Origin of the sequence: Flavobacterium mesophilum (genome assembly GCF_039581405.1) — a bacterium.
Lineage (GTDB): Bacteria > Bacteroidota > Bacteroidia > Flavobacteriales > Flavobacteriaceae > Flavobacterium.
Map to the genome: position 1 here is coordinate 612,625 of NZ_JBCPXZ010000001.1, position 12,226 is coordinate 624,850.

Here is a 12,226-nt window from a genome sequence, read left to right on the forward strand (position 1 = left end):
AATTGCCTCCAGCTTTAGCTGGAGGTTTTTGTTTTGTATAATAATTTGGTTTTAGGCAAAAGGAGGCAATTCAAATGAATCAAAATCAAATTAGTTTTTTGTAAGCAGAATCACTATGTTTGATAGTACAAATTTTATTATGAAAAGACGGAATTTTATTAAAACAGCAATGTTATTTGTCGCTTCGGCACAAGTGTTCCCAAATACGATATTAAATTTAACTTTAGAGGTCCGAAACAACTTCAAGCATATTTATACCAATGCAAAGCTGAAAAATCAGTTCTTTTTGTTTTTAAAAAATGTTTTCAATTTATATCCTGAAAACGAATTCCATGAATTAATTGCTAAAAATACGATTGCAAAAAATACCGATAAAGAAATTTATCTTGCAACACAATCACAACTAGACGACATTACGCCTATGTTGTCCACTTTTCGTTATCAGCTTCCGGCTTTGATGCATCAAAAAAACGAAATGTCAATCGAGACTGTTTCTTTGTTGGGCGAAGGCAGTTCGTATGATGGTTATTTGGAAATTGGTTCTTCGGGAAGATATTTGGATTATTTGGAAGAGAAAGTTTCCATCAAAGGAAAAAGATATTATGCCGATGGAAGAAAACCTAAATATTCTTTTTCTGAAATGGTCGACAGAGGCCAAATTGCAGTGGGTGCCGAATACATTCCGTTTGCGAATTACAACACCAAATTTGCTGAACATGTTCCTAAAAAGAGTTTAGATTTGGTTACCATTTACATTGGTTTTCATCATTGCCCAATCGAATTACGAACACAATATATTTCTTCTATCCGAGATACATTGAGAGTTGGTGGAAAAATGATTTTGAGAGACCACAATTGTGATACCGAAGATCAAAAAGTGTTGGTGGCGCTCGCGCACGATGTTTTTAATTTGGGCGTAAATGAAACTTGGGAATATAATGCCAAAGAGGTTCGAAACTTTTATTCCTTAGCTTTCATCATTGCATTTATTGAAAACATCGGATTCAAATTTGAGAAAAAAACCTTGTATCAAAAAGGAGATCCAACCAAAAATGCGTTAATGCTATTCACCAAAATCTAAATATTATACTTTCTCGGTATGAAAAAGATATTCCGTTTGTTGCGAATTCTTGTGACTTTTTTCGTCAAAACATTAAAATTTATTTACGCTTTACTCAAAAAGGCTATTCGGTTTATTAATGGAAAAAAGATTTTATCGATTCCGTTTTATAGTTGCATTGCGTTTGCCATTTATATCTTTTTATTGATTCAGTTTTCAGGAGATTCGGCTTTTGACAAAACATTAGAAAACAAAACCCTAAACGATGTAACGCAGATAAATCCGATTCAGGTCAATAAAATTATCAAGCCAAAAACGGTAAACGAAATCATTTATGCTATAAAAAACACAACGGGACCTATTTCTATTGGCGGAGGAAAATACAGCATGGGCGGTCAAACTGCTTTTGAAAACAGTCTGCATATTGATATGCGCTCTTTCAATAAAATTGTTCACATTGACACCACTAAAAAACAGATTACGGTTCAGGCGGGAATTCGTTGGAGAGACATTCAAAAAGTGATTGATCCTTTGAATTTATCAATCAAAATAATGCAGACGTACTCTAATTTCACGGTTGGAGGCGCGATTTCTGTAAACTGTCATGGAAGATATGTGGGTTACGGCCCAATAATTTCATCGGTTTTAGAATTAAAAATTATCACTGCAAATGGTGATGTAATTATTGCCAACAGAAATCAAAATCAAGATGTTTTTGACGCTGCAATTGGCGGGTACGGCGGAATTGGTGTAATTGCCGAAGCAAAGTTGCAATTAGTTGACAACGAAAAGGTCGAAAGATTTCATCAAGTTATGCCTGTTGAAGACTATAAAGCTTATTTTGATAAAAACATTCGTGACAATAAAAAAGTGGTTTTTCAAAACGGAAATCTATACCCGCCGAAATACGACAAAATCATGAGTATTTCTTGGGAAAAGACAGCAAAACCAGTAACAGACGAAGAGCGTTTGGTTTCTGAAGATGAAAATTATTGGCTGGAATCAAGAGTAACTGGAGCTGTTTCTTGGGGAAATACCAGAAAATGGATTCGAGAATATACAATTGATCCGCTATATTATCTTCCAAATATTATAAGATGGCGAAATAAAGAAGCGAGTTATGACGTAAAAGAATTAGAGCCATCGTCACGTGAGAAAGAAACTTATGTGCTTCAGGAATATTTTATTCCGGTGGAAAACATAAAATCATTTATCCCAAAAATGAGCGCTGTTTTCCAAAACAACAATGTAAATGTGATCAATGTTTCGCTGAGACACGCTTTGCCAGATCATGAAAGTTATCTTTCGTGGGCAAATAAAGAGGTTTTTGCCTTTGTAATTTATTTCAAACAAAATACAGATCAGAAAGCAAAAGATCAAGTAAAAAAATGGACACTTGAAATGACTGATGCTATTTTGAGTGAAAACGGAACTTGGTATCTTCCGTATCAGCCACACGCTACGATTGAGCAATTCAAAAAAGGATATCCAAACAGCGAGAAGTATTTTGCACTAAAAAATAAACTAGACCCGAATCAGCGCTTTACAAATAAGCTATTGGACAAATACAATCCGTACGCGAAAAGTGAACTTTCTGCGGAAAAGAAAAAGATAAAAGATTATTTCAGAGCCGAAGAACAAACTATTCTAACTGTTCCAGAATGGTATTTGGTTTACAATCCAAAAGAATATGCTGATTATCTCGAAAGCGGCAAAAACCCATCTGATTTTCCTTTTTATAAATCTATTGATGAATACTGGAAACTATATGACCGTTCTTTAAAACTGACTTCAAAAGCATATCCTGAAAACGGCGAATACAAAACCATGCTTCAAGTCATTGGCGTTAGCATGACCATGGAATATGGCGCAAAAATCTTGTATGAAAATACTATAGGACGTTTATTTTCTTTATTTGCCGAAGAAAAAAAGTCCAAAGAAGAAGAAATAATCATTGAAGCCCAAAGAGCTTACAGCGACTTTATTTATCAAACTGCTTGGTATGAATTTAAGTTCACGCCTTGGATCAAAAAAGTTTGGAGCGCCTCCAGCAATTCTGATTGCAGCATTTTGAGAAAATGGGAAAGAACGCTTTTGTTTACCTTAGAATTTTCGTTTAAAGGATTTTACTCGCAACTCATTCAATGGGCGGCGCAATCGGCATATGAAACACCTTCAAATTCTATTTATTTGGTCATTTCAAATTCTGATGCTGTAAAAGAAAATTCGAACCTTAAAATCATTAAAAGAGACGGAGACAAAATGATTATTGCTGTAACGCGATGGGAAATTTTCACCAAAGAAATGTTTAAACTCTCGAATCAGGATGTAAAAATTTATGAAATTTCAGGAAACGATGAAATTGCAGTTTCAGCAATATTGAACAGTGCGCAAAAAACAAATGAACCCGGTATAGATGTATTATACGAATCTAAAATTGTGACAGACGAAACTTTAAAAAGAAACATCTACCTCATGCCGGTGGAGAAATTATTGCCTTTTATTAAGAATGCCAAAAGTCAAAACATTACAATTGAACATGTTTATGATTATTAAATCTAAAAATTCATTACAATTATTAGAATTTCAATAGCCTTCAGCTTTAGCTGGAGTTTTTTTGTTTTATAATATAATTCGGCTTTAGCCAAAAAACTTAAAAGATTAGGCTAAAGCCATTTTCTAATGTAATTTTGTTTCTCCATCTGAAGCTGGAGGCAATTGAAAATACTTTATAAATAACATGATTACAAAAGCATTACTCGAAGATATTCCGGCGTTAGTAACTTTAATAAATTCAGCATACAGAGGCGAAACCTCTAAAAAAGGCTGGACAACCGAAGCGCATTTACTAGAAGGAAAAAGAACCGACGAACAGGAAATGACCGAAATTTTCGTGGATCCAAAAAATACGATTCTGAAATTTACAGAAGATGGTAAAATTATCGGTTCGGTTTTATTAGTTGAAAAAGGACATCAATTGTATTTAGGAATGCTCACCGTTTCACCTGAACTTCAAAACGGTGGCATTGGGAAAAAGCTTTTGGCTGCTGCCGAAAACCATGCTAAAACTTTGTGTATTTCAAGTATTATTATGACGGTGATTTCAGTTCGTGAGGAGCTTATTGCTTGGTACAAGCGTCACGGTTATGTAGATACAGGTGAGCGTGAAGCTTTTCCAGAAAGTGAAATTCATGTTACAGTTTCTGAAAAACCTTTGGAGTTTATTTATTTGGAGAAAAGTATTGCGTAAAGTTTAACCGCAAAGAACGCAAAGGTTTACGCAAGGTTCGCGAAGATTTTTTTCTAATCCCGCAAAGGCGCAGAGACGCAAAGTTTATATATTTCTTTGCGACTTCGCAACTTTGCGAGATTATTTTTAAGACAAAACCTTTGTTACTTTGTCACTCTGTTCCTTTGTCCCTTTGTCCCTTTGAACCTTTGAACCTTTGAACCTTTTTTAAAGAACAAGTTCTTCAAACAAACGATTAATTGTTTTCTCCAAATCTTGACACAAACCAGGATGAGGTCGTGAAGTTTGAATTGCCGAACTTCTAATAGCAGTCAACCAGCGAAAACGTTCCGGAATTTCAAATTCAGCGATTGGCCCGCCGTCTTTGGCACCTTTAGCGATTTTTTCTAATGACGTTAAATTGCATTCCAATTGTTCAATGTCGAAATCCGCAGAAAGGGCTTGTATTTTTTCTTTATTAAGATGAAAAAGAACCTTTATAAATTTGGCTTTTTTGCAAAACAAAATGATTCCGATATTCAGGAATTCTTCGCGCTCTACCCTTGGCACAACACGAATCACAGCATATTCATATAAGTGATCATCTTGCATTTTGAGCCTGATTTACAAAAATTTCTGAATTCTCTAATCTTGTCTTTAAAAACTGCAAATACACATTTCGCAATCCTTCTGGAGTTTCGTCTGCATCTTCCCATTGCAACCAGTCTAGCGGAATTGTATTGACTATTTCTTCTAAAATTTCTGGCGTTAAAATCGCTTTAAATTCAGCATCAACTTCTTTTAGCATTGAAGCTTGAGGCAATAAAACGTGATCTTTTATCAAAGCAAACGGACTTTTAGCATGCTGTTCCCAATTATGCCATGAATGGTGGAAATATAAACACGCTCCATGATCTATTAGCCATAATTCTTTATGCCAGATCAACATATTCGTATTTCTGAAAGTTCTGTCGACATTGGTAATATAAGCGTCCAGCCAAACAATTTGTGAGGCTAATTTTGCATCTACAGTAGTTACAACAGGATCGAATGTAATTGCGCCAGATAAAAAGTGAAGCGCTAAATTCAACCCTTGACTTCCTTGCAATAAATCCTGAATTTCTTCGTCGCCTTCGGTTCTTCCGAAAGTTTCATCTAGATTAGCGAATACTAATTCTGGTAATTGCAATTTTAAAGCTTTTGCGATTTGTCCGCCTACTAATTCGGCGATTAAGGCTTTTACGCCATGTCCTGCACCTCTAAATTTTAAAACGTATTTAAAATCGTCGTCGGCTTCTGCTAAGGCTGGCAAGGAACCGCCTTCGCGTAGTGGGGTTATATAACGGGTAACGTTTACCGTTCTGAGATCGAAGTTGTTTTTCATATTACAAACTTACGATATTTTGATTTTAGATTTTAGAGGGTAGATTTTAGATTTTTTTATCGTCGTAAAATTGTTTCACGCTCCCGATAGCTATCGGGATTAAAATAGATTTGAGCTGATTCAGCTGATTTTTTATTATTAATTTTTACTCTCGCAGATTGAGCAGATTAATTTGAATAAGTATCTGCAAAATCTACAATAGTCAAAAAACCATTTCTCTATACTTTGTAGAGCTACTTGCGGAGATCCGTCATTCCTCGGGATGACAAACTGTATGTGAAAATTATGTAATTATCTAATTGTCTAATTGGCACATTTCCTAATTGGCACATTTCCTAATTATCTAATTCAAGAAAAGCTTTTCCAAGATATTTAATTATCGTTGAAGCTGTAAAGGATTCATAGCCTGTTTTTGGCAAAGCTAAATCTGCTGTTAAGCCGTGGAGGTAAACGCCCATTTTTGAGGCATATTTCGGTTCGTAGCCTTGTGCCAAAAGGCTTGTTAGAATTCCAGTTAAGACATCGCCACTTCCTGCAGTTGCTAGTGCGGCATTTCCTGTTGTGTTTTGGTAAACTGAAGTTCTATTTATGGTAAAAGTCGGTGCGCCTTTCATGACTACGATGACTTTGTATTTTTCTGAAAAAGCAATTGTTTTTTGAAATTTCTCGGACTCTGAATTCCATTTTCCAATCAGGCGTTCTAATTCTTTTGGATGCGGTGTCAAGATTGTGTCTTCGGGAACTAATTCTAACCAAGATAGATTTTCTGAAATGATGTTTAAAGCATCGGCATCTAAAACTAAAGGTGCTTTGTTTATTCGCAGAAATTCAAATAAGGCTTTTTGTGTGCCAAGCTCCTTTCCTATTCCTGGGCCAATTCCGATTGCTTGCGGAACTAAAGGCAAATGAATATTAGTAATGAAATTGGTATTTTCATCGGTTACGGTCATTACTTCGGGAATGGAGATTTGAAGGATTTGATAACCGCATTTGGGTATAAAAGTCGTTACGAGTCCGCAACCAGATTTTAGGCAGGATTTTGAAGCCAAAACTCCTGCTCCTATTTTGCCATAACTTCCGGCAATAATCACGGCATGACCTTGTGTACCTTTGTGGGTTTGAGGATTTATAGGCTTATATAATTTCTGAATTTCTTCTTTATTGATTAAATACGGTGATTTCATTCTTTGCTTGGTGTTAATTTAAACACATAGAATCATAGCTTTACTTTGCGCATAAAGGCGTTTTACTTGTTTAAATGCACATAGCTAAACGTAAAACTTAATTTTTATAATAAAATTACATAAAAAATCGAAATCACGAATCTTCTTTTGAAACTGTCAGCCCTAGCCCTGATAGTAGCGGCATCCTTTTTGTTTTTTCTTTAAAAACAAAAAGATATAGCGGATAGCAGGAAATAGCTTCTAATTATTGCGAAATTTATAATTTAAGCTATTCAAATTCGATATTTTTTGAATAGATTTGCATAACAATTTTATAAAACAACACAATGAAAAATACTGCGCTTACGCACATACATGAGGGTTTGGGAGCGAAAATGCTGCCTTTTGCAGGTTACAACATGCCTATTACATATGAAGGAGTTAATGCTGAACACGAAACGGTTCGTAATGGTGTGGGCGTTTTTGACGTTTCGCATATGGGTGAATTTTTGCTAACGGGTCCAAATGCTTTGGCTCTGATTCAGAAAGTGACTTCAAATGATGCTTCGACTTTGACAATTGGAAGAGCACAATATTCTTGCCTTCCAAATAATGAGGGCGGAATCGTTGATGATTTGATTATTTATAAAATGAAAGAAGAGCAGTATTTGCTAGTTGTAAATGCTTCTAATATTGAAAAAGACTGGAACTGGATTACTTCTCACAATGATTTGGGAGTTGATATGAAGAATATTTCTGACGACTACTCTCTTTTGGCAATTCAAGGTCCAAAAGCGGTTGAAGCAATGCAGTCTTTGACTTCTGTTGATTTGTCTGCGATTACATACTACCATTTTGAAGTGGGTGATTTTGCGGGAATCGAACATGTAATCATTTCTGCTACTGGTTATACTGGTTCTGGCGGATTTGAAATTTACTGCAAAAATGATGAGGTAGAGCAAATTTGGAATAAAGTTTTTGAAGCTGGAGCTTCATTCGGAATTAAACCAATTGGTCTTGCGGCACGTGATACTTTACGTCTAGAAATGGGATTCTGTCTTTATGGAAATGATATTAACGATACGACTTCTCCGCTTGAAGCAGGTTTAGGATGGATTACGAAATTCACAAAAGATTTCACTAATTCTGAAGCGCTTAAAAAACAAAAAGAAGCTGGTGTTACCAGAAAATTAGTTGCTTTTGAAATGCAGGAACGTGCGGTACCAAGACACGATTACGAAATTGTGGATGGTTCTGGAGCTGTAATCGGAATTGTAACTTCTGGAACAATGTCACCTTCTATGAATAAAGGAATTGGTTTAGGCTACGTAACAATTGCAAACAGTGCTGTTGACAGTGATATTTTTATCAGAATCAGAAAGAATAATGTTCCTGCTAAAGTGGTAAAATTACCTTTTTACAAGAAATAATTTCAACAAAATATTTTAAAAATGCATTACAATCTTAAAAATTGTGATGCATTTTTTTTATGCTGTTTCGGCAATTTCAACATTCCGTTTTAAAGTTTTTGCTAATTTTTATTTTCCTTTTTTTTGATTTAATGCCGTTCATAGATAAAATCTTTTAGTTGTCGATATTCTTCGGAAATTACTGTCTTTTCTAAAAAAAATACCGTAATTTTAGTGTAACCGATGATTTACAGATCTATGAAAAACCTAGTAATAATATTTCTGCTGGCTTCAACTTCTCTATTTAGTCAAAATAGCGATCATACTTGTCAAATATTGAATAAAATCAATGCGCTGATTCAGAAGGAGCATATTCGGCCAAAACCGGTTGATGATAGTTTGTCTGTTTTTGTTTTTGACAATTTAATCAATGAGCTTGACCCGTCGCGAAACATCTTTTTTAAAAGCGAATACGACGAGATGTCTAAAAAATACCGTTCCAATCTCGATGATTTGATTTTGAATAATGACTGCAGTTTTCTGGAGGACATTACTTCAAAATACAAAACAGGACTTTTGAGAACAAAAGCTGTTCTAGAAAAAATCCAGACTACTAATATTGATTATTCAACTAAAGACACGATTCGGTTTTATAAAAAAGCTTTCCCATTTTATCTGAAAAAAGAAGACCTGGAAAAAGTATGGCTAAAAAAACTCCGCTATCAAATATTAGATGAAATTGCTGAAACCAGCGAAAATTTGGACTCTATAAAAGCAAATTTCAAGTCAATTGAAGCTGTTTCCAAACAAATGATTTTATCCAATGAAATTTGCAGAATTAGTACGCTTTTAGAAAATAACAGCAAGCAAGAGGAAAATCTATACAACTATTTCTGCACGTATTTTGATCCGCATACAGCTTATTTCAGCGATGATTCTAAGACTAGCTTTGTTGCTTCGTTGTCTAAAGAACATCTTTCCCTTGGAATGAGTGTAAATCTGAATGAAAAAAATGAAATAATCATAGCCGAAATTGATCCGAATGGCCCTGCATTTCAAACCGGAATGATCAAAAAAGGAGACCAAATTATTTCTATATCAAATCAAAAAGAAACTTTAAAGGTTTCTTGCGCTTCATTAGAATTGATTTCAAACATGATATTATCAGAATCCAACAAAAGCATTACGCTTACACTGAAACGAAATTCTGGAAAAAGCTTTGATGTTTATATTGAAAAGCAAGTCATGAAAGATGAAGATAATTCGGTTTATAGTTTTATAATTGGGAAAGACAGCAAAATTGGGTACATCAAAATTCCGAGTTTCTATGCTGATTTAGATGAAAATAACCGAAAAGGTTGCGCTGATGATGTTGCACGCGAAGTAATAAAACTCGAGAGAGATGATATAAAAGGTCTTGTAATTGATTTGGTTGATAACGGTGGAGGTTCAATGGAAGAAGCCATCAAACTTGCAGGAATGTTTATTGATTACGGCCCGCTTTCGATTGTGATTGACAACAAAAAAGAGAAATCTGTAATAAATGACCCTTATCGCGGACTAATTTACAAAGGCCCTATTGTGGTTTTGGTCAACAGCAACACTGCATCGGCGAGTGAGTTTTTCGCCTCGATAATGCAAGATTACAATCGTGCGCTTTTGATTGGCAGCAATACACTTGGGAAAGCGACAATGCAAACGATTCTTCCGCTTGACGAGGAAAAAAACACCGATTTTTTAAAAATCACTATTAATAAGTTTTATCGCGTAACCGGCAAAAGTCATCAATATGTTGGCGTAGCGCCAGATGTTGTTTTGCCTGAGTTTTATGAAGATGTTTACCAAAAAGAAAGTGATTTCCCTACCGCAATCAAAAACGACAGCATCCAATCTTCTTTGAGATACCGATTTTATACAAAAAGAGCTTTAATTGACAAAATAGCTAAAAATTCAACAGCAAGACTAGCTGACAATTACTATTTTAATGACATTAAAAAAATCAATCTCAAAATTGATCAAATCGTGAATACTCCGAAAGCAGAACTTCCAATGACTTTGGATGCTGTTTTCAAACAGGAAAAGCTGGTCAATTCGCTTTGGAAAGAGATCAATACATTTAACGATGAAAATAATCCGCTGGATGTTTATAATTCGACTGTAAATCAATTTTTGCTTGGAGTTTATCCAAACGACAAGACGGCAAACCAATATCAGCTGGAGAATTTAAAAACAAATCCGTATTTGAATGAAGCCGTAAATGTTATCAATGAATTTAATGCTTCAAAGTAGAGATTTTAGATTTTAGATTTTAGAAATCGCTTCGCTCTTTTGGGAATTTGGCATTTTAAAAAATTGAAAATTATCAAGTTCTAGCTTTGCGAACTTTTGTGGCTAAAATCGAACCTAGCAAAAATCTTGCATTCTTTGCGTAGATCTTAGCGAACTTTGCGGTTAAATTTATTCCAAAAAAAGAATAATTTTGTTTTTGGAAAAATAAGGAATAACCGTATTTTTGCAACACAAAACTAAAAATTAGAAATGGGAAGAGCGTTCGAATTTAGAAAAGGAAGAAAAATGAAACGTTGGTCAGCAATGGCCAAAACATTTACCAGAATTGGTAAAGATATCGTTATGGCTGTTAAAGAAGGCGGACCAAACCCAGACGCCAATTCTAGATTAAGAGCTGTAATACAAAACGCGAAAGCGGCTAACATGCCTAAAGACAATGTCGAGCGCGCGATCAAAAATGCAAGTAATAAGGATACTGCCAACTATAAAGAGATTTTGTTTGAAGGATATGCGCCTCACGGAATCGCAATCTTGATTGAAACTGCTTCTGACAACAATAACAGAACTGTTGCAAACATTCGCAGCTACTTCAACAAATGCAACGGAACTATGGGAACTCAAGGTTCTGTTGAATTTATGTTTGACCACACTTGCAACTTCAGAATTGCAAACAATGGTCTTGATGCTGAAGAATTAGAATTAGAATTAATCGATTTTGGTGCTGAGGAAGTTTTTGAAGACGAAGACGGAATCTTAATCTATGCTCCTTTTGGAAGTTTTGGTGCTTTGCAAAAAGAATTAGAAAACAGAGGTCTTGAAATCCTATCTTCTGGTTTTGAGCGTATTCCTCAAATCACAAAAGAATTGACTGAAGCTCAAATTGCTGATGTTGAAAAACTAATCGAAAAAATCGAAGAAGATGATGACGTGATGAACGTTTATCATACGATGAAAGAAGAATAGTTTTCTTCAAAATATTTTTAAAAGCTCTGGATTTTTCTAGAGCTTTTTTGTTTTAACAAACTTTCGCTTTTTAAAATCAAATAAAAAATTATATTTGCTTTTATCAGAAACAACCCAATTTAAATTCTTTATTTATGCAATCATCAAAATTCATGAAATTTGCCGTAATAGCGCTTGTGATCTTATTTATTGTGATCAGCGTTATTAGCTAAAAAATACAAGTCTTCTACTATAGAAGACTTTTTTATTTGATTAAAAATCATTCATCAATAAATTACATGAAGGGAAAAATACTATTTCATGGTTTTGTGTTACTTCTTTTTCTCGTATTTCTTCAAAGAATCGTAACAAACATTATTTACAATAGTGAAAACAATCTAGGCGAAGGAATAATATATGATTACTCATCATACAAACGCGGTGGCAACTCTGCCACAACTTATACCTATTTCATACGAGACAAAAATGGACGTAAATATGAAGACGGCGGAGATAGCGACACCAATGAATATGGCTTTTCGATTGGTGATAAAGTTGTTTTTAGAAAACTTCATAATGGAGGTTCAAACTCCGTACGAATGATCAAACGCAATGGCGAGCAAGTACGAAATTATTATGGCTTTGTAGATTATGCAAGTGTGGTTTCTGTAATACTGATAATCCTTGGTTATATTTATATTCCTAAGCTTTTAAAAACATAACAAGAAAAGATCAGAAATCGGACTATGC

The 12,226-nt window shown here is 34.6% G+C and carries 10 protein-coding genes; 7 read left to right on the plus strand and 3 right to left on the minus strand.

Translation table 11 applies throughout. The annotated features are described in order from the left end of the window. The first annotated feature begins 139 nt into the window (after positions 1–139). The 3 genes from AAYQ19_RS02550 to AAYQ19_RS02560 all read left to right on the plus strand — a co-directional run bounded on the left by AAYQ19_RS02550 (position 140) and on the right by AAYQ19_RS02560 (position 4,310). Positions 140–1,081 carry a class I SAM-dependent methyltransferase gene (locus tag AAYQ19_RS02550; protein ID WP_343533515.1) on the plus strand — a complete coding sequence of 314 codons (942 nt, stop codon included), beginning with the start codon at positions 140–142 and terminating at the stop codon, positions 1,079–1,081. Between the two features lie 18 nt (positions 1,082–1,099). Continuing rightward, entirely contained in the window at positions 1,100–3,616 is a 2,517-nt protein-coding gene (locus tag AAYQ19_RS02555) for an FAD-binding oxidoreductase (protein ID WP_343533517.1), read from the plus strand. A 184-nt stretch (positions 3,617–3,800) separates the two neighbouring features. Then, positions 3,801–4,310, plus strand: coding sequence for a GNAT family N-acetyltransferase (locus AAYQ19_RS02560; protein ID WP_343533519.1), 510 nt, complete (start codon positions 3,801–3,803; stop codon positions 4,308–4,310). Between the two features lie 207 nt (positions 4,311–4,517). Here the strand turns inward: AAYQ19_RS02560 and AAYQ19_RS02565 are convergent, their stop codons facing one another. From AAYQ19_RS02565 to AAYQ19_RS02575, 3 genes are all read right to left on the minus strand, one after another. Further along, positions 4,518–4,901, minus strand: coding sequence for a DUF3037 domain-containing protein (locus AAYQ19_RS02565; RefSeq protein WP_343533521.1), 384 nt, complete (start codon positions 4,899–4,901; stop codon positions 4,518–4,520). Continuing rightward, positions 4,891–5,673 (minus strand): HipA family kinase, encoded by a 783-nt coding sequence (locus tag AAYQ19_RS02570; protein ID WP_343533523.1) that lies wholly within the window; start codon positions 5,671–5,673, stop codon positions 4,891–4,893. The genes AAYQ19_RS02565 and AAYQ19_RS02570 overlap by 11 nt, the downstream gene beginning before the upstream one ends. 335 nt (positions 5,674–6,008) lie before the next feature. Next, a complete protein-coding gene (locus AAYQ19_RS02575) occupies positions 6,009–6,857 on the minus strand; it encodes an NAD(P)H-hydrate dehydratase (protein ID WP_343533525.1) in 849 nt (282 codons plus the stop codon). A gap of 326 nt (positions 6,858–7,183) precedes the next feature. On the opposite strand from AAYQ19_RS02575, the gene gcvT reads away from it, so the two are divergent. The 4 genes from gcvT (at position 7,184) to AAYQ19_RS02595 (ending at position 12,198) form a co-directional block, all read left to right on the plus strand. Beyond that, positions 7,184–8,266 (plus strand): glycine cleavage system aminomethyltransferase GcvT, encoded by a 1,083-nt coding sequence (gene gcvT, locus AAYQ19_RS02580; protein ID WP_343533526.1) that lies wholly within the window; start codon positions 7,184–7,186, stop codon positions 8,264–8,266. A gap of 237 nt (positions 8,267–8,503) precedes the next feature. Then, a complete protein-coding gene (locus AAYQ19_RS02585) occupies positions 8,504–10,534 on the plus strand; it encodes a S41 family peptidase (RefSeq protein WP_343533527.1) in 2,031 nt (676 codons plus the stop codon). A gap of 249 nt (positions 10,535–10,783) precedes the next feature. After that, positions 10,784–11,497 carry a YebC/PmpR family DNA-binding transcriptional regulator gene (locus tag AAYQ19_RS02590; RefSeq protein WP_026729302.1) on the plus strand — a complete coding sequence of 238 codons (714 nt, stop codon included), beginning with the start codon at positions 10,784–10,786 and terminating at the stop codon, positions 11,495–11,497. Positions 11,498–11,775: 278 nt separating this feature from the next. Further along, positions 11,776–12,198 (plus strand): hypothetical protein, encoded by a 423-nt coding sequence (locus AAYQ19_RS02595; protein ID WP_343533537.1) that lies wholly within the window; start codon positions 11,776–11,778, stop codon positions 12,196–12,198. The last annotated feature ends 28 nt before the right edge of the window (positions 12,199–12,226 follow it).